The sequence below is a fragment of the Streptomyces sp. NBC_01485 genome (genome assembly GCF_036227125.1).
Taxonomy (GTDB): domain Bacteria; phylum Actinomycetota; class Actinomycetes; order Streptomycetales; family Streptomycetaceae; genus Streptomyces.
Genome location: NZ_CP109435.1, coordinates 719,224 through 738,758 on the forward strand (window position 1 = coordinate 719,224; position 19,535 = coordinate 738,758).

Below are 19,535 nucleotides of genomic sequence, written 5' to 3' on the forward strand. Positions count from 1 at the left end.
GGAAGTCGTTCTCGACGTCGCTCTCAGACGTCGTCCCCAAGGTCGTTCTCGAAGTCGTCGATGTCCTCCTGGGTCAGGGAGACCAGGGGCAGGTCCGACGGGGTGAGGCCGCCCGTCCCGTCCGGGGTGGCCAGAACGTGCCGGACGAGGCCGCGCAGGGCCCGCTCCCACAGGTCCAGGAGCCCGTCCGTCTCGGCGGACGTCAGGAAGCCCTCCGGCCAGGCCGCCGAGACGTGCAGCCGTACGCCGTGCGCGTCCTCGACCGCCACGGCGTTGATCTCCAGCCCGAAGGGCGCGGCCCGCCCGGGGGCCGGCGGCACCCGCAGCATGGGCGCCTCCGGGGCCAGCGCCCAGGGTTCCTCGCCCGTGGCCGACGCGGTGAACCGGCCGAGGTAGTTGAAGCCGACCTGGGGCTGCGGGAGTTTCTCCAGGTCGGGCGCGATGTCGGGGTCGAGGTGGCGCAGGAGGCCGTAGCCGAGGCCGTGGTCGGGGACCGCGCGCAGTTGTTCCTTGACCTGCTTGAGGGCGGCCCCGGCGGCCGGTCCGCCGGTCAGGGCCTCGTCGACGTCGAAGGGGCCGTCGGGCGGGCCGGGGCCGACGGCGACGGGGTGGACGGTGGTGAACCAGCCGACGGTGGCCGACAGATCGACCCCGTCGGCGAGGTGCTCCGCACGCCCGTGCCCCTCCAGGCCGACGAGGAGCGCGCCGCCGCTCCGGTCCCCTCGCCCCGCCCGCCAGGCGGCGGCCGCCACGGCGAGCGCGGTGAGCAGCACGTCGGGGACGGCAGCCCGGTAGGCGGCGGGCACGGAGGTCAGCAGCGGCGCGGTGCTCTCGTCGGAGAGGACGAGGGTCCGCTCCCGGACCGTGGCCGTGGGGTCGAAGACGCGGTCGACGAGCGGGCCGCCCCGGGCCAATGTCTGTTGCCACCAAGGAAGTTCACGCCTGCGCGCGGCGGTCCGCGCGTCCTGGGCGAGGAGTTCGCTCCAGCGGCGGAAGGAGGTGCCCGTACGGCTCAGGTGCGGCGTCGTCCCTGCGGAGACGGCGTGCCAGGCGTCCGCCAGGTCGGTGGCGAGGATCCGCCAGGACACCCCGTCGACGACCAAGTGGTGGGCGACGAGGAGGAGTCGGCGGGCGTCCGGCGACCAGACGGCCCGCAGCATGCGGCCCGCCCGCGGGTCGAGGTGAGCGGCCGCTGACCCGGGGTCGAGGTCGAGGTCGGCTGAGACGCTCAGCAACTCCTGGGCGCGTACGGTGCCTTCGGTGGGGACGACGAGTCGGAGACCGTCGCCGGGAGCCCCGGTGAGCCGGGCGCGCAGCATGTCGTGCCGGTCCAGGACGGCCTGGAGGACGGCGGTCAGCCCTTCGCGCGTGAGGTCCGCCGGGGTGACCAGCAGGACGGCCTGGGCGAGGCCCTCGTGGGAGCCGTGCATGACCGGGGTCGGCGCCAGCTCGCCCACCGGGTCGTCGGCGACGGGGGCGGTCCCCGCGTCGTTCGGGGCGAGGGCGGCCAGGCCCGCCGGGGTGGGCGACTGGAACACCTGCCGGGGGCTGAGGCGCAGGCCGGCCCGGCGGGCGAGGGTGACGAGGCGGATGGAGACGACGCTGTCCCCGCCGAGGGTGAAGAAGTTGCCGTCGACGTCGACCTCGGGCAGGCCCAGGACGTCGGCGAAGAGCGTGCACAGCAGCCGCTCGCGATCATCCGCCGGCGGCCGGGTCGTCGTGCCGGAGACGGTCGCGGGGCCGGGCGCGGGGGCGGGCAGGCCGGCCCGGTCGACCTTGCCGGACGGCAGCAGCGGGAAGGCGTCCAGGACGGTGAGCGTGGCCGGGACCATGTGCTCGGGCAGCCGCTCCCGGAGCCAGTCGCGCAGGTCGGTGACGGTGTCCGGGGCGGCCAGGCAGTAGCCGGCGAGGCGTTTGACGCCCGGGGAGTCCTCGCGGATCACCGCCACACCACGCCGTACGCCCGGGTGCTGTTCGAGGATCGCCTCGATCTCCTCCAGCTCGACGCGCATGCCGCGGATCTTCACCTGGTTGTCGGCGCGGCCCAGGAACTCCAGGGTGCCGTCGCGCCGCCAGCGCACCAGGTCACCGGTGCGGTAGAGGCGTTCGCCGGGCGGGCCGAAGGGGTCGGCCACCCAGTGGTCGGCGGTGCGGCACGGGTCGTTGACGTAACCGCGGCCGAGGTAGATCCCGCCCGCGTACAGCTCGCCGGGGACGCCCACCGGGGTGGGCCTGAGGCGCTCGTCGAGGACGTACAGGCGGGTGTTGGAGTTGGGGCGGCCGATGGAGACGGCGCTGCGGATCGCGCCGGTGCGGTAGACGACGTGGCTGACGCCGATGGTGGCCTCGGCGGGGCCGTACCCGTGGTACATCACGGCGTCGCTCCCGGCGCGGAAGCGGGCGAAGAGTTCGGGGGTGAGGACCTCGCCGCCGCACCACACGTGCTTCAGCGAGGCGGCCCGGCGGGCGAAGCCGTCGAGTTCGAGGAGGAGGTCGAGCATCGAGGAGACGAGGTAGGTGAAGGTGACGCGGTGGCGTTCGACGGTGTCGAGGAGCTGGTCGACGTCCCGTTCGCCGCCGGGTTCGGCGATCACGACCCGGCCGCCGTGCACCAGGGGCAGGAAGATCTCGTTGACGGAGATGTCGAAGCCGAGCGGCGCCTTGAACAGGGCGGCGTCGCCCGGCCCGAAGCCGAGCAGGTCGCGCTGCCACAGCAGCCGGTGCGCGATCGCCCGGTGCCGGATCATCGCGCCCTTGGGGACGCCGGTGGAGCCGGAGGTGTGGATGACGTAGGCGAGGCCCTCGGGGTCGACGGTGACCTCGGGCCTCGTCGCCTCGGGCACCGGGCCGGTCAGGTCGACCTCGACGACGGGCGGGCCCGCCTCCGGTCCGCCGCCGACGCAGCTCAGCACCGCCGTGAGACCCGCGCCGCGGCACACCTCGGCGATGCGGCGGGCGGGCCAGGAGGGCTCCAGCGGGACGAACGCGCCGCCCGCCTTCAGTACGGCGAGCAGCCCGACGACCATCTCCACGGACCGTTCGAGGTGGATGCCGACACAACGCTCGGGGCCGACGCCGAGTTCCCGCAGCCGGTGGGCGAGGGCGTTGGCGCGGGCGTCGAGTTCGGCGTAGGTGAGGGACCGGCCGTCCGGGGTGCCGTATTCGACGGCGACGAGTTCGGGGGTGCGGGCGATCTGTTCCTCGACCAGAGCGGTGAGGGTGGTGACGGGCATGGGGCGGGCGGTGTCGGTCCACTCGCCCAGGAGCAGCGCGCGTTCGTTCGGGGTGAGGACGTCGGCGTCCGCGACCGGGCGGTCCGGGTGGCGGGCCAGGTCGCCGGCCAGCCCCACGAGCCGCTCGGCGATCTCCCGCGCGCTGCGCCGGTCGTACAGGTCGGCGCTGAAGACGAGGGATCCGCTGATCCCGCCGGCGTCGGCCTTCTCGAACAGGTGGAAGGCCAGGTCGGTCTTCGCGGTGTAGAAGTCGACCCGGTGGTCGGTGAGCGTGAGACCGGCGAACTCCCGTTCCACGTCCGGGGCTTGCTGATGGGCGAGCATCACCTGGAAGAGGGGGTGGCGGCCCATGGAGCGGGTCGGGGCGAGCGCGTCCACCAGGCGTTCGAACGGCAGGTTCTGGTGGGCGTAGGCGTCCAGGCCGGTGTCGCGGACCCGGGTGAGCAGCGTCCGGAAGGTGGGGTCGCCGGACACGTCGGTGCGCAGGACCAGGGTGTTGACGAAGAGCCCGACGAGGTCGTCGAGGGCGGGGTCGCCGCGTCCGGCGACGGGGGCGCCGAGCGGTATGTCGTCCCCGGCCCCGAGCCGGGCGAGCGTTACGGCGACGGCGGCCTGGAGTGCCATGAAGACGGTGCCGCCGGTGTCGGCGGCCAGGTCCCGCAGGCGCCGGTGGGTCGCCGCGTCGAGGGTGAAGTCGACCGCGCCGGCCCGGTAGTCGTGGACGGCGGGGCGCGGCCGGTCGACGGGGAGCTGGAGTTCCTCCGGCAGGCCGGCGAGGTGCCGCGTCCAGTACTCCAAGTCCCCCTCGTCGTGCAGCTCTTGCTGCCACAGCGTGTGGTCGGCGTACTGGACGGCGAGCTCGGGCCACGCGGGAGCGGCACCTCGGGTCCGGGCGGTGTACGCCGTCTCCAGGTCGGCGAGCAGCGGGCCGGCCGACCAGCCGTCGGTGGCGATGTGGTGGACGAGCAGCAGGAGGACGTGTTCGTCGGGGGCGAGGGCGTACAGGGTCGCGCGTACGGGGATCTCGGTGTCGAGCGCGAAGCAGTGGGCGGCGGCCTCGCGCATCCGGGCGTCGAGGTCCCGAGGCCGTGTGGGCACCACCTCGAACGGCACGGGCCGCGGGGGAAGGACGTGCTGGCGTGGGGTGCCGTCGTCGTCGGGGTACACCGTGCGCAGGGCTTCGTGGCGGGCGACCACGTCGTCGAGCGCGGCGCGCAGGGCGGCTGGGTCGAGGCGTCCCCTGAGGCGGTGGGCCGTGGGGATGTTGTAGCTGGGGTCGGGTCCCTCCAAGCGGTGCAGGAACCAGAGCCTGGCCTGCGCGGAGGACAGCGGGAGGGGGTCGGGCCGGTCGGCTCGGCGCAGGAGCGCGGGCCGGGGCGCGGCGGGGCCGTCCAGGAGGGGGGCGAGGGCGGCGGCCGTGGGGGTGTCGAACACCGCCCGCAGGGGGATCTCGACGCCCAGTTCGGCACGGATCCGGGCGACCAGGCGGTTGGCCAGGACGGAGTGGCCGCCCAGAGTGAAGAACGCGTCGTGGATGCCGACGGAGGGCAGGCCGAGCAGGTCGGCGAAGAGCGCGCACAGGGCCGCCTCCGCGTCGGTGCGCGGTGCGGTCGTCGTGGTGAGGGCGGCGAGGTCGGGGGCGGGCAGTGCGCGGCGGTCGAGTTTGCCGTTGGGCGTCAGCGGCAGTTCGTCCAGGACCACGACGGCGGCGGGCAGGAGGTGGTCGGGCAGGGTGGCGGTGAGGGCCTCGCGGAGCCGGAGAGGCTCCAGGCCGGCGCCGGGGAGCTGGACCGCATAGGCGATCAACTGTGGCTCATCTTCACTACCTTGACGGACCGTCACTGCTGCCTGCGACACTCCGGGCAGGCTGGCGAGGGCCGCCTCCGTCTCCCCGGGCTCGACGCGGAAGCCGCGGATCTTCACCTGATCGTCGGAGCGGCCGAGGAACTCCAGCGTGCCCTGCGCGGTCCGGCGCACCAGGTCGCCCGTGCGGTACAGGCGGGCGCCGGGTGGGCCGAAGGGGTCGGCGACGAAGCGGTCGGCGGTGAGCGCGGGGCGGCCCAGATAGCCGCGGGCCAGTTGGACGCCGCCGAGGTAGAGCTCGCCCGGGATGCCCGGCGGTACGGGACGCAGGCGGGCGTCCAGGACCAGGGCGCGCGTGTTCCACACCGGCCGGCCGATCGGCACCGAACCGGCGGCGGAGCGGGTGCCCTCGGCGCACGGCCACCACGTGACGTCCACGGCGGCCTCGGTGGGCCCGTACAGGTTGTGCAGCTCGGTGCCGGTCAGCAACTCCGTGCACCGGTCGGCGAGTTCGGTGGGCAGGGCCTCGCCGCTGCACACGATCCGGCGCAGGACGCCCCGGACCTGCGCCGCGGCGGGTTCGTCGAGGAAGACCCGCAGCATGGAGGGGACGAAGTGCGCGGTGGTGACGCGCTGTTCGCGGATCAGGCGCGCGAGGTAGCGGGGGTCGCGGTGACCGTCGGGGCGGGCCAGAACAAGGGTCGCGCCGCTGATGAGCGGCCAGAAGAACTCCCAGACGGAGACGTCGAAACCGGCCGGGGTCTTCTGCAGGACCCGGTCGCCGGCCCCGAGCGCGTACGTGTCCTGCATCCACAGCAGCCGGTTGACGATGCCGGCGTGCGGGACGACGACTCCCTTGGGGCGGCCCGTGGATCCGGAGGTGTGGATGACGTAGGCCGGGTGCTCGGGGCGCAGGGGCGCCGTCCGGTCGGCGTCGGTGAGTTCGGCGGGGTCCTGGGAGGCGAGGCGCGGGTCGTCGAGCAGGAGCAGGGGCACGCCGTCGGCGGGGAGCCGCGCCGCCGCCGTGGCCGAGGTCAGGACCAGCTCCGGTGCCGTGTCCTCGATGACGAACGCCAGGCGTTCGGTGGGGTGTCCGAGGTCCAGCGGGACATAGGCGCCGCCCGCCTTCAGTACGGCGAGCAGGGCCACGACCAAGTCGGCGCCCCGGTCGAGGGCGACGCCGACACGGCGTTCGGGGCCGACGCCATGGGCGACGAGGAGACGGGCCAAACGGCCTGCGCGGGCATGGAGTTCGGCGTAGCCGAGCCCGTCCGGGGTGTCGTCGGCGACGAGGGCGAGGGCGCCCGGGGTGTCGTCGGCGACGAGGGCGAGGGCGCCCGGGACGTCCGGGGCGTACGCGGCGAGCAGGTCGACCAGGGTGGCCGTGGGAACGGGGTGAGCCGTCGCGTTCCACTCCTCGACGACCCGGCGTTCCTCGTCCCCGTCCATCAACGGCAGCTCGGACACCGGGAGTTCGGGGTCGGTGAGGGCGGCGGCGAGGAGCGTCTCCAGGCGGCGCAGCAGCCGGTCGACGGTGTCGGCGGTGAACAGGCCGGTGCGGTAGGTGGCCTCGATCCGTAGCTGGCCGCCGGTGAGGAAGGCCTCCAGGGAGAGGTCGAACTGGGTGGTGTCGTTGTGGACGGTCTCCCAGGTGGCGCTCACCCCGGGCAGTTCGGGTCCCTGGAGTCCCTGGGTGAGGAAGAGCAGCATGACGTCGAAGTAGACGGCGCGGCCGGGGTGGCGATCCGGGCGGAGCCGCTCGACGAGGCGGTCGAACGGCATGTCCTGGTGGGCGTAGCCGTCGGTGCACGTCTTGCGGACGCGTTCGAGGAGTTCGCCGAATCCGGGGTCGCCGGCGAGGTCGGCGCGCAGGGCGAGGGTGTTGCCGAAGTTGCCGACGAGCCGGTCCAGTCCGGCGAGGTCGCGGTTCATGACGGCCGACCCGATGGGCACGTCGGTGGCGCCGCTGCAGCGGTGCAGCAGGGCGGCCAGGCCCGCGAACAGGGCCATGAAGGGGGTCGCGCCCGCGTTCCTGGCGTGGGCGGTGAGCCGGTCGGTCACCTCGGAGGCGAAGGCGCGGGAACGGCGTCCGCCGTGCGCGGTGGGCCGGTCGGTGCGCGGGGCGTCGACCGGCAGGGTGAGGGGCTGCGGGGGCGGGGTCAGGACGGACCGCCAGTGGGCGAGGTGGTCGGCGAGCCGCTCGTCGGTCCAGGTGTCACGCTGCCGGACGGCGTAGTCGGCGTACTGGACGGGCAGCGGGGCCAGTTCGGCGGCTGTTCCCTCGGCGGCGGCGCGGTAGAGGGCCGTGAGGTCACGGGAGAGCGCGTTGAACGTGCCGCCGTCCCAGGCGATGTGATGGACGGTCAGGACAAGGGTGTGGTCCTCGGGGGCGCGTCTCAGCAGCAGGGCCCGCAGCGGGTGCTCGGCGGCGAGGTCGAAGGGGGTCGAGGAGGCAGCCCGCGCCAACTCGTCGGCCCGCCGGTCCTGTTCACACTCTTCCTTCTGTTCGCTGTGCGGGTGTCCGGTCAGGTCGGCGGTGTCGAGGACGACATCGGCGGCCGCGTCGATCACCTGTACCGGGGTGCCGTCGGCGGCCGTCGGGTAGCGGGTGCGCAGTACCTCGTGGCGGTCGAGCAGGCCTTGCAGGGCGGTCCGTAACGCGACCCTGTCGAGCGGGCCGCGCAGCCGGATCGCCAGGCAGACGTTGTACGCGGGACTGTCCGGGTCGAGCCGCTGGAGCAGCCACATCCGGGACTGCGCGTACGACAGCGGCAGCCGCTCCAGCTCCGGGGGCCGGGGCGGGACGCGTTCGGCGCGGGCTGCCGGGGTGTCGGCGAGGCCCGCCGACTCCAGCCTGCGACGGAGGAGTTCGCGCCTGCGGGCGGCCAGGTCGTTCGCCGGGCTCGTCTGCGTCACGGGGTACCGCCCTTCAGCAGCAGTTCGAGGGAGGTGGTCCACAGGGCGGCCAGCCGTTCGATCTCCGGCTCCGTGAACAGGCGTTCCGGCCACCGCCAGCAGACCTTGAGGACCGGCCCGGCGGGGTCCTCGCCGTCGACGATCCCGGCGTCGACGGCCAGGGCGTGGGCGACGGGCGTGCCGGGATCCGCGCTGCCGCCCATGGCGCCGGTCTCGGGCGCGCCGGTGAACACCTCGGCGTCCGGCCGGTCCCGGCGTTCGCCGAGGGTGAGGCGGCCGAGGTACGTGAACCCGATCTGGGGTTCGGGCAGTTCGGCGAGGCGGGCGGCGGTGTCGGGGTTGAGGTGGCGCAGCAGGCCGTAGCCGATCCCGTTGTCGGGCAGGGCGTCCAACTGGGCGCGGATCCGGCGCAGTTGATCCGGCGCGTCGGGCTGCGGGAGGCCGCCCGCGTCGAGCCGGACCGGGAAGAGGCTCGTGAACCAGCCGAGGGTGGTGGACAGGTCGGCGCCGGGGAGGAGGTGTTCCTCCCGGCCGTGGCGTTCCAGGGTGAGGAGGACGGAGGTGTCGTCGTCGGCCGCGCCGTGCAGTTCGCGTCGCCACTCGGGGACGGCGAGGGCCATCGCGGTCAGCAGGAGGTCCTGCACGGGCGCGCCGGCCAGGGGTGCCGTCGTCTCGGGGCCGAGGACGCGCCAGTGTCGGCGCACCGTGGCGTCGGTGTCCTTCTCGGGGTGGAGCGGTGCGGTGCCGAGGGGTGGGTCGGGGCGGTCCAGGATCCGTTGCCACAGGGCGAGTTCGGCGGTGCGGCGCGGTGAGCGGGCCTCGGTGTCCAGGGCGTGCGCCCACTCCTTGAAGGACGTGCCCGGTGGCGAGAGCGGCATGCCCTCCCAGGCGGCGGCCAGGTCGGCGACCAGGATGCCCCAGGACGCCGGGTCGGTCACCAGGTGGTGCAGGACGACCAGCAGCCGTCCCTCGCGGCCCTGCCCGGCGTCGAACCACAGGAAGCGGGCCATCTCCCCTGCGGCCGGGTCGAGTTCGGCGACGAGTTCGGCGAACTCCTCGGGCACGAGGGCGCCCATGGCGGTGTGGTCGAGCTGCGAGGCGTCGATCCGCCGTACGCGGTCGGCGGCCCGGGCCGTGCCGACGGGTGCGACGCGCAGCCGCCACGCGCCGTCCGCCTCCTGGGCGAGAGTGGCTCGTAGCAGGTCGTGGCGGTCCAGGACGGTCTGGACGGTGCGGTGGAGGCCGTCGAGGTCCAGCGCGGCCGGGGTCCGCAGGAACCTCGCCTGGCTGAGCGCGCGGAAGGGGCCGCCCCGGTCGACGAGCCGGCTCAGGACGGGGGTGAGCGGCAGGTCGCCGATGCCCGCCGCCGGGTCGGCCGCCCGGTCGCGGCTCGCGCTCGCGCGCAGGGCGAGTCCGGCGACGGTCGGCTGCTCGAAGACGTCGCGCGGGGAGAGCGCCAGCCCCGTCGCGCGGGCCCGGCCGACGAGCCGCATGGAGACGATGCTGTCGCCGCCGAGCGCGAAGAAGCTGTCGTGGACGCCGACTTCGTCCAGGCCGAGCACTTCGGCGAACAGGTCGGCGAGCCGGCGTTCGGTGGGGTTCGTGGGGGGCTGCGCCGCCGGGCCGGCCGTCCGGGCGGGGGCCGGGAGTGCGGCGGTGTCCAGCTTGCCGTTGAGGGTGAGCGGGAAGCCGTCGACCGGGACGATCGCGGACGGCAGCATGTAGTCGGGCAGGACGGCGGAGGCGGCCCGGCGCAGCAGCTCGGCGGTGTCCTCGGCGGGCGGCGCGGACGGAGCAGTGATGACGTAGGCGACGAGGCGGCGCACGCCGGGTGTGGCCTCGCGGACGACGACCGCCGCCCGCTCCACGAGCTGGTGGTCGAGGAGTACGGCCTCGATCTCGCCGGGCTCGATCCGGTAGCCCCTGATCTTGACCTGGTCGTCGACCCGGCCGAGGCACTCGACGAGGCCGCCCTCGGTCCAGCGGGCGATGTCCCCGGTGCGGTACATGCGGGCGCCCGGCTCGCCGGAGAAGGGGTCGGCGACGAACCGGCTCGCGGTGGCGTCCGGCCGGCCCAGGTAGCCGCGGGCCAGACCGGCGCCCGCGACGTACAGCTCGCCGTCGACGCCGACGGGCACCGGGTTGAGGTGGCCGTCCAGGATGAGCAGGCGACCGCCCGCGACCGGGCGGCCGATCGCGGGCCGCTCGGTGAGCGCGAGGTCGCAGTCCGCGGAGTCGACGGTGCACTCGGTGGGCCCGTACAGGTTGTGCACGGTGAGACCGGCCGTGTCGCGCAGGGTGCGCCACAGGTCCGGCGGCACGGCCTCGCCGCCGACACCCAGCACCTTCAGGTCCGCCTGCCAGCCCTCACGGGTGACCAACTCCCCCACCAGGGACGGCGACAGCTCGATGAACTCGATGCCGTGCGCGTCGAGGAACGCGCACAGCGCGTCGGGATCGCGGCGCACGTCGTCGGGGACGAGGTGCAGTTCGTGTCCGGCGAACATCCACAGCATGGGCTGCCAGGACGCGTCGAAGGCGGTGGGCCAGGCGTGCCCGATCCGCAGCGGGCGCCCGCCGACCGCCGCCGACGCCGGTTCGTGCAGGGCCGCGTTGTGGGCGGCGAAGAGGTTGACGATGGCCCGCTGCGGTACGACGACGCCCTTGGGGCGACCGGTGGAACCGGAGGTGTAGATGACGTACGCGGGATGCTCGGGCAGCAGCGGCGCCAGACGGTCGGCGTCGGCGAGGTCCGAGTCGGCGAACCGGTCGAGCGGGGCGAGGTCGTCGAGCGGGGCGAGGTCGTCGAGAAGCACGACGGAGACGTCCTGGATGCCCTGGATGCCCTGGGTGTTCTGGACGTCCGGCGGAACGCCCCCGGTGACCGTGACCAGCGCGACCGGGCGGGCGTCCGCGAGCATCCCGGCGATCCGCTCCCCGGGCCAGGCCGGGTCCAGCGGCAGATATGCGGCGCCCGCCTTCTGCACCGCGAGGAGCGCGACGAGCGTGTCCGGGGTCGGCGGCAGCGCGAGCGCGACGATCCGCTCGGGGCCCGCACCCGCCTCCACCAGCAGTCGGGCCAGCCGGTTGGACCGGGAGTTCAGCTCGGCGAAGGTCAGCCGCCGCACGCCACCCTGCCCGTCGGCCCCTCCGACCACGGCGACCGCGTCCGGGGTGCGGGCCGCGCGGTCCTGGAATACGTCGGGCAGGGTGGCGTACGGCGGTGCGGGGAGCCGCTCGCCCACCCCGGTGGCGAGCAGCGCGGCCCGCTCCTCGGGCGCGAGGACGTCGAGGGCGGCGAGCGGGGCGTCGGGGTCGGCCAGGACCGCGAGCAGCAGGCGCTCGAAGCGGGCGGCCAGTCGCTCCACCTGGCGGCGGTCGTAGCAGTCGGGGCGGAACTCGAAGACGACCCCGAGGCGTTGCTCGGCGAGCACGGCCAGGGTCAGTGGGTAGTGGGTGGCGCCGGAGCCCCGTACGTCGGCGATGCGCAGCCCGGAGGCCGCTTCGGCCTCGGCCACCGCCGCACCGTCGATCGGGTAGTTCTCGAACACCATGAGCGTGTCGAAGAGGTCTTCGCCGGTTCCGGTGAGTCGCTGGATCTCGGTGAGGCCGAGATGCTGATGCTCCATCAACTCGGCCTGCTCGTCCTGGAGTCGGCGCAGGTAGGCACCGGCCGGCTCGCCGGGTGGCACGGTGGCGCGGACCGGCACGGTGTTGATGAACAGGCCGATCATGTCCTCCACGCCGGTGAGTTCGGCGGGACGGCCGGCCACCGTGGCCCCGAAGACGACGTCGTCCCGGCCGGTCAGCCTGGCCAGCAGCAGGGCCCACAGTCCCTGGACGACCGTGTTGACGGTGACGCCTCGGGCCCGGGCCAACGCCCCTATGTCGGCGGTGAGTTCCTCGGTGAGCCGCAGGGTGTGCAGTTCGGGCGGCACCGGGACCACACCGGCGGGCGTGGGCGACAGCAGCGTGGGAGTGACGCTGGCCAGCGCCTCCCGCCAGGCGCGGGCGCCCGCGTCGCGGTCCCGGGAGGCCAGCCAGGCGAGGAAGTCCCGGTAGGGCCGGACGGCGGGCAGCGGGGCGGTGTTACCGGGGGCGAGCCGGGCCGCGTACAGCTGGAGCAGTTCGCGTACGAGGAGGGGGATCGACCAACCGTCCAGCAGGAGGTGGTGGTTGGTGAGGACGAGCACACGGCGGTCGCCGCCCCGCGAGATCAGCGTGAGGCGCAGCAGCGGGGGGTCGGTGAGGTCGAAGCGGGCCGTGGCGTCGGCCGCCGCCAGTCGGACCGCCTCGTCCTCGTCGGCGGCGACGGTCTCCCGCCAGGTGACGGGGACCTGTTTGAGCACGACCTGCACCGGCTCCGGGAGATCCTCGTGGAGGAACGCCCCGCGCAGGTTGGCGTGCCGGGCGAAGAGCTCTTCGGCGGCGGTGCGCAGCAGGGCGGGGCGCAGCGGGCCCTCGATCTCGACCAGGGTCTGCATGGTGTAGACGTCCTGGGCGCCCTCGTCGAACAACGCGTGGAACAGCAGGCCCTGTTGCAGCGGGGACAGCGGCAGGACGTCCTCGACCAGGGTGACGTCGTCCGTTGCGCCGTCCGTCGCGTCGGTGGGCTCGTTGCTCATCGGGTCCTCCACCTCGCCTTGACGTTGTCGAGCTGCGCCGCGCTGAGCGACACCAGGGGCGCGCCGGTCGCCGTGAAGCCCTCGGGGGCGGGGCCTGCGTCCTGGCCCGGGGGCGGCAGGGACGCGGCGAGGCCGGCCGGGGTGCGGTGGGTGAACACGTCCCGGGGCGAGAGCGCCAGCCCCGAACGGCGGGCCCGGTCGGCCAGCCGGACCGTGAGGATGCTGTCGCCGCCGAGTTCGAAGAAGTCGTCGTGCACGCCCACCTGTTCACGTTCGAGCACGTCGGCGAAGAGGGCGCAGAGCACCTTCTCGGGTTCGGTGCGCGGCGCCGCGAAGGGACCGGTCCCGGTGTGGTCGGGGGCGGGCAGCGCCCGGCGGTCGAGCTTGCCGCTGGGGGTGAGCGGCAGGGCGTCCAGGACGACGACCGCGGACGGGACGAGGTGGGCGGGCAGCCGGTCGGCGAGGGCCCGGCGCAGGGGAAGCGGATCCGGCACGGCACCCGCACCCGCACCCGCACCCGCACCCGCACCGGCTTCGGCTTCGGCTTCGGCTTCGGCTTCGGCTTCGGCTTCGGCTTCGGCTTCGGCTTCGGCTTCGGCTTCGGCTTCGGCTTCGGGTACTGGTACTGGTACTGGTACTGGTACGACGTACGCCACCAGTCGGCGCGGTGTCGAGCCGTCCCGGCGGGCCGTGACCGCCGCGTGGGCCACTCCGGGCAGGGACCGCAGCACCGCCTCGATCTCGCCGGGTTCGACGCGGAAGCCCCTGATCTTGACCTGGTCGTCGGCCCGGCCGAGGAACTCCACGGTGCCGTCGGCTCGGCGTCGGGCCAGGTCACCGGTGCGGTAGAGGCGGGTGCCGGGCGGGCCGAAAGGGTCGGCGACGAACCGTTCGGCGGTGCGGCCGGGTTGCTTCAGGTAGCCGCGGGCGAGTCCGTCCCCGGCGAGGTACAGCTCGCCGACGGCTCCCGTGGGCGCCGGGCGCAGGTGGGCGTCGAGGACGTGGACGCGGGTGTGGGCGATGGGCCTGCCCAGCGGGACCGGGCCGCCGTCCTCGCGGTCGTCGTACACGTGCGCCAGGCTGTCCCCGGCCGCCTCGGAGCAGCCGTAGAGGTTGACGAGACGGGCCTGCGGCCAGCGTCGGGCGATCGCCTCGGCCAAGGGGCCGGGCAGGGGTTCGCCGCTGGAGATCCAGGTGCGGACGGTGGCGAAGGCGTCCGGCGGGGCGGATTCGACGAGGGTGGTGTAGAGGCTGGGGACGGCGGTCAGCGTCGTGGCCCGGCTGCGCTCGGCCAGGGCGGCGAGGGCGGTGGGGTCACGGGCCGTGTCGTCGTCGGCGAGTACGACCGCGTCGCCGGTGGCGAGCGCGCCGAGGAGTTCGGTGAGGCCGTCGATGAAGCTCAGCGGGCTCTTCGCGACGCGGACGCCCAGGGCGTCGTCGGCGCGTAACTCCCCTGTCCAGGCCAGGCGGTTGGCGAGGGCCCGCTGAGTGCCCACGACGCCCTTGGGGCGGCCGGTGGAACCGGAGGTGAAGATGACGTAGGCGGGGTGGTCGGGAGAGAGCGGGGAGCGGTCGCGCGGACCACCGCCCGCGGCGCCGCCTTCTCCGCCAGGGGTGCCGGTCTCGTCCGGCGGGCAGATCAACTCCCCGTCGATTCCTAGCTGTTCGCCCATCACCGGCTCGCAGATCACGAAGCGGGGAGCCGCGTCGGTGAGCATCAGCGTGATGCGGTCGCGCGGGTGGGCGGGGTCGATCGGCAGGACGGCCGCGCCGGTCTTGAAGGTCGCGAGGAGGGCGGTCACCTGGTCGGGGCCACGTGGCAGGGCGACGCCGACCACGGACTCCGGTCCTGCGCCCCGGCGGGTCAGGGCAGCGGCCAACCGGTCGGCGCGGGCGTGGAGTTCGGCGTAGGTCAGGGTGGTGTCGCCGTGGAGTACGGCGACGGCGTCCGGGGTGCGGGCGGCCTGGTCGGCGAGAAGGGCGGGGACCGTGGGGTGCGCGAGCGGGCGGAAGGCCAGGCGGTCCAACTCACGCAGGGCGCGGTGTTCGTCCTCGGTCAGGAGGTCCAGCTCGGCGACAGGGCGGGTTGCGTCCGTCACGAACGCCCGTATCAGGAGCCGGAGTCGGGTGCCGGTCCGGGCCGCCTCCGCGTGGTCGACGACGCTCGGCCGGTGCGCGAGTGTCAGCGTCAGGCGTGGGCCGGGCAGCGCGGTCAGGGTCAGAGGGTAGTGGGTGGCGTCCTGGACGGAGACCCCCGTCATCCGCAGGCCGCCGTCCGGTCCGAGGGCGCGGGCGATGCCGTCGTCGTCGATCGGGTAGCTCTCGAAGACCACCAGGGTGTCGAAGAGCGCGGGGTGTCCGGCGGCGCGCTGGATGTCGGCGAGGCCGAGGTGCCGGTGGTCGAGGAGCGCGGACTGCTCGGACTGTACGCGGGTGAGCAGGTCGGCGAGTGGTTCCGCCGGGCGCAGCCGCACGCGTACGGGCAGGGTGTTGATGAACAGGCCGACCATCGTGTCGATGCCGGGGAGGTCGGCGTCGCGCCCGGAGACGGTCGCACCCAGGACCACGTCGTCCCGGCCGGTCAGCCGGCCGAGCAGCACCGCCCACAGGCCCTGGAGGACGCTGCTGACGGTCAGCCCGTGGGTGCGGGCGGCGGCGGTGAGGGCGGCGGTGTCCCGCTCGCTGAGGTCGAGGACGAGCCGCTCGGGGTGTTCGGGCTGCCCGGCGGAATGGCCGATGGGCTCTGCGGCAGGGTGGCCGAGGGGCTGCCCGACGCGATGGTCGCGAGCGTCGGGGGCGAGGAGTGACGGTTCGTCAAGTCCCTTCAGTGCGGCCTGCCATGCCCGCCGGGCGGCCTCCTGGTCCTGTCGGGCCAGCCAGGCCAGGTAGTCGCGGTAGGGGCGGACGCGGGGCAGGGCGGCGGGGTCGCCGTCCGAGGCGTACAGCCCGAAGAGTTCCCGGACCAGCACGGGCGCGGACCAGCCGTCCCAGAGCAGGTGGTGGGAGGAGATGACCAGACGGTGGTCACGGTCGGCGAACCGCACCAGGCGGAACCGGAGCAGCGGCGGGCGGGCCAGGTCGAACCGCTCGCCGCGCTCCCCTGCCAGCAGGTCTTCGAAGGCCCGTTCTCGCGCGCCCGGCGGCAGGGCGGTCAGGTCCGTGACCTGCCAGGGGGTGCGGACCTCGCTCCGGATCACCTGCACCGGGCGCCCGGAGCGCTGGGTGCGGAAGGCGGCGCGCAGGTTGGCGTGCCGGGCGAGCAGGGCCGCGGCGGCGGCACGCATCCGGGGTGCGTCCAGCGGCCCTTCGAGGACGAGGGTCATCTGCCCGGTGTAGACGTCGGGGGCGCGGGTGTCGTACAGCGCGTGGAAGACCATGCCCTCCTGCATCGGCGACAGGGGGAGGACGTCCTCCACGGCCGGGCGGGTCGCCATCAGTCGCGGGCTCCGCGCATGGCCTCGGCCAGGCTGCGCGGGCGCATGTCCGTCCAGTGGCGCTCGACGTACGCCAGGCAGGCGGCCCTGGTGTCGGGGCCGTGCACGCTGCTCCAGCCGGCCGGGACGGGGGCGAAGTCGGGCCAGAGGGAGTACTGGCCCTCGTCGTTGACCAGCACTCGGAAGACGCCGTTCTCGTCGTCGAACGGGTTGGCCATGGCTCAGTTCCTCTCCTGGGCGGCGGTCTGCGAGGTGTCGGCGGTGAGGACTCCGGTGAACTGGTCCGGCGCTCCGGGCACCGGCTCGGCCGGGTCCGCGCCGAGCGCGACGATCCGGTTGGCCTTGTCGACGTGCACCACCCGGGGCCGGAGCGCGGCCCGTTCGGAGTCGTCGAGGGCGGCGAAGGACATGATGACGACCAGGTGTCCGGGGTGGACGAGGTGGGCCGCGGCCCCGTTGATCCCGATGACGCCGCTGCCGGGTTCGCCGGTGATGGCGTAGGTGGTGAGCCGGGCGCCGTTGTCGATGTCGACGACCTGGACCTGTTCGCCCTCGACGATGTCGGCGGCCGTCATGAGGTCCCGGTCGATGGTGAGTGAGCCGACGTAGTGCAGGTCGGCCTGGGTCACGGTGGCGCGGTGGATCTTTCCATTGAGCACGGTGCGTTGCACCACTACCCCCTGAACAGATACTTAGGTGAGCCTAACCTAAATCACATTGCTCCGCTGCGGAAGAACCCCGGAAGCACTCGGTTCACGGCCTCCGGGCGTTCCAGGTAGCCGTAGTGGCCGCCCTCTCCCTCGGCTGTCAGTCGGCTGCCTCGGCCGGGGTCCTGGCCCCGTCCTCGACGGGCGGACCGCCGTCCGCCGCCCCGTGCAGGGTGGCCCTGCGCAGGCCCGGCATGGCCACGGCCAGGGTCGCCACGCCCGCCAGGCAGACCAGTCCGCCGACGGCCACGGCGCCCGAGGCCGAGCCCAGTGCGCGCGAGACCAGCCCCGCTTCGACGTTGCCGACCGACGTGCCGGCGGTGGCCTGGGCGAGCCACAGGCTGCCGACCCGGCCCTGGAGGCGGTCCGGCGTGTAGTGCTGGAGCAGGGCCCGGCGCAGGATCTCCGAGGCCGTGTCGCCGAGGCCCGCGAGCGCCAGGAAGAACAGCGCGAGCCCCAGGTTCGGGCTGAGTCCGAAGCAGGTGATGGCCACGCCCCACACCGCGACCGCGCCGATCAGGGCCCGTCCGGTGTGGTGCACCCGGCCGGTCCAGCCGCTGGTCAGCGCCCCGAAGAAGGAGCCGACCGCAGGGGCGGTGTAGAGCAGGCCGACGGTGGACGGGCCGCCGCCGAAGTGCTCGGTGCCGAGCTCCGGGAAGAGCGCGTACGGCATCGCGAAGACGACCGCGCAGACGTCGATCAGCAGCAGCCCGGCCACCACCTGGTTGCCGCGCAGGAAGCGCAGCCCCTCCCCCATCGCCTTCAGCGGATGCTGGGCCTCGGCCGGTCCGTCCGGCGGCAGCGCGGGCAGCGGGGCGAGCAGGGCGAGGCCGACGACGTACACGGCCGCGTCGATCGCGAAGCACATGGCGATGCCCGGCCCCGCGGCGATGACGCCGGCGAGCGAGGGGCCGACCATGCCGCCGAGTTGGGCGGTGAGGGTGGTCAACGCCCCGGCCGCGGCGAGCTGTCCGGGCGCGACCAGGCTCGGGGTGGCGGCCATCATGGCCGGTGCGCCGAGGCCGCTGATCCCGCCCGCGAGGACGGCGGCGACGTACACGAACCACACGTGCGGTTCGGCGAGCGCCGCGTTCACCGCGAGCCCGGCGATCACCACCGCGGTCGACGCCCGGGTCAGCAGCACCACGCGCCGCCGGTCGGCCCGGTCGGCGAGCAGGCCCCCGGCGACCAGACCGACCAGCAGGGCCAGCCCCAACGCCAGGCTCATCAGGCCGACCTGGACCGAGGACCCGGTCAGGTCGTAGATCTGCAGGCTCGCCGCGACCGAGGTCAGATGGGTGCCGACCATGGAGATCGCCTGGGTGGCGAACACCAGCCGGTAGTCCCTGCTGGAACGCAACGGTGCGACGTCGACGACGACTTCTCCCAGACGCAACGCGATCCCCTAACCCCGCGCGGACGCGCTGTCGGACCGGGTGGACGTGTTGCCGGCCTGCGCGGGCACGACGTACGGCGCGACGCTGCGCAACTTCTCGCAGGTCTCCTCCAGTTCACGCGCCGGGGTCGAGCCCGCGAGGATGCCGGCGCCCGCCCTGAGCCAGGTGCGGCCGTCCTCCTCGAACAGGCTGCGCAGCACGAGGGCCGCGTCGAGGTCCCCGGCGCTGCCGGCCATCAGGACGGCTCCGCTGTAGATGCCGCGCCGGCCGCCCTCGATGCGGGCGATGCAGTCGTAGGCGGGCATCTTGGGGATGCCGGAGGCGGTGACGGCCGGGAACACGGCCCGCAGCACGTCCCAGGCGGTGGCCCGCTCGGCGAGCCGGCCGTGCACGCTGGAGCCGAGGTGCTGCACACTGCCGCGCTGGCGGACGCTGAGCAGGTCGCGGACCGAGACCGTGCCCGGGCGGCACACGGTGGCGAGTTCCTCCTCCGCGAGTTTCACGGAGAGGACGTGTTCGGAGATCTCCTTGGGATCGGCGAGGAGTTCGGCGCGCAGCCGCTCGTCCTCCCGTTCGCCGAAGCCGCGCGCGCGGGTGCCTGCCAGAGGCTGGGTGACGACCTCGCCGTCGGCGCCGACCTCGGCGACGGTCTCGGGGCTGAAGCCGAGGACCCGGCGCCCGCCGAGGTTCAACAGGAAGGACCGGGCAGGGGTGTTGTGCGACCTGCCGTGCAGATAGGTGCCGACGAAGTCCACCGGGAAGGGCACCGGCACGGTCCGCGAGAGGATCACCTTCTGCAGCTCGCCGCCGGACCGGATCTCCTCGAGCGCCCGGGCGACCATGCCCGGGTAGCGGCCCTCGGCGTCCGTGACGTCGACCGGCCGGGGCGCGGCGACGGGTTGGGAGCCGGTCCGCGCGAGTAACGCGAGCAGCGCCTGCAGTGTCTCCTCGTCCACGCTGCGCACCAGGGCGCTGCCCTGACGGAGCCTCACTTCGCTGTGGGGTACGACGAGATGGAGCAGGTCCGCGTCGCCCGCCCGGTCGGGCCGGCCGGCGTGGAGGTGGGAGAACTCGAAGGCCATCCACCCGTAGGCGTGCCAGTCCTCGACGTCCATCCCCGCGAGTTGTTCCCGGACCTGGCCCAGCGGGTGCGGGCCGAGCGTGGTCACGGTCTCGTCGGCGAGCAGCCGTGCGCGCACCCCGGAGCGGGTGACCACGACCTCGCCGAGCACCCCTCCGGCGAACCAGAACTCGCCTTCCCGCTCATAGACCACGTGCTGGTCGAACAGGTCCGACTCGGCCAGACGCGCGGCCAACTGGACCGGATCTCCCGGAAGTTCCGTCTCCGCGCTCCGATACCGCAGCAAGGACCCACCTCCATGGACTTAGGCTAACCTAACCTAATCAGCTACGACCCTAG

The 19,535-nt window shown here is 74.1% G+C and carries 7 protein-coding genes; all 7 read right to left on the minus strand.

All coding sequences use genetic code 11. The features are described from left to right. Positions 1–23: 23 nt before the first annotated feature. On the minus strand, positions 24–7,952 hold the full coding sequence (locus OG352_RS02925) for a non-ribosomal peptide synthetase (RefSeq protein ID WP_329213998.1): 7,929 nt from the start codon (positions 7,950–7,952) through the stop codon (positions 24–26). Further along, positions 7,949–12,577, minus strand: coding sequence for a non-ribosomal peptide synthetase (locus OG352_RS02930; RefSeq protein ID WP_329214000.1), 4,629 nt, complete (start codon positions 12,575–12,577; stop codon positions 7,949–7,951). Before OG352_RS02930 ends, OG352_RS02925 begins: the two co-directional genes overlap by 4 nt. Beyond that, positions 12,574–16,011, minus strand: coding sequence for an amino acid adenylation domain-containing protein (locus OG352_RS02935; protein ID WP_329214002.1), 3,438 nt, complete (start codon positions 16,009–16,011; stop codon positions 12,574–12,576). Before OG352_RS02935 ends, OG352_RS02930 begins: the two co-directional genes overlap by 4 nt. Further along, a complete protein-coding gene (locus tag OG352_RS02940; protein ID WP_329214004.1) occupies positions 16,011–16,229 on the minus strand; it encodes an MbtH family protein in 219 nt (72 codons plus the stop codon). The genes OG352_RS02935 and OG352_RS02940 overlap by 1 nt, the downstream gene beginning before the upstream one ends. A 3-nt stretch (positions 16,230–16,232) precedes the next feature. Then, on the minus strand, positions 16,233–16,682 hold the full coding sequence (gene panD / locus OG352_RS02945) for an aspartate 1-decarboxylase (RefSeq protein ID WP_329214006.1): 450 nt from the start codon (positions 16,680–16,682) through the stop codon (positions 16,233–16,235). A gap of 136 nt (positions 16,683–16,818) precedes the next feature. Further along, on the minus strand, positions 16,819–18,114 hold the full coding sequence (gene entS / locus OG352_RS02950; RefSeq protein WP_329214008.1) for an enterobactin transporter EntS: 1,296 nt from the start codon (positions 18,112–18,114) through the stop codon (positions 16,819–16,821). 9 nt (positions 18,115–18,123) lie between these two features. Next, a complete protein-coding gene (locus OG352_RS02955; RefSeq protein ID WP_329214010.1) occupies positions 18,124–19,482 on the minus strand; it encodes a salicylate synthase in 1,359 nt (452 codons plus the stop codon). Between the last annotated feature and the right edge of the window lie 53 nt (positions 19,483–19,535).

Excerpts from the sequence above, each read along its gene's own strand:
- OG352_RS02930 (WP_329214000.1), bottom strand. The coding sequence starts at position 12,577 with ATGAGCAACGAGCCCACCGACGCGACGGACGGCGCAACGGACGACGTC.
- OG352_RS02935 (WP_329214002.1), bottom strand. The coding sequence starts at position 16,011 with ATGGCGACCCGCCCGGCCGTGGAGGACGTCCTCCCCCTGTCGCCGATG.
- OG352_RS02940 (WP_329214004.1), bottom strand. The coding sequence starts at position 16,229 with ATGGCCAACCCGTTCGACGACGAGAACGGCGTCTTCCGAGTGCTGGTC.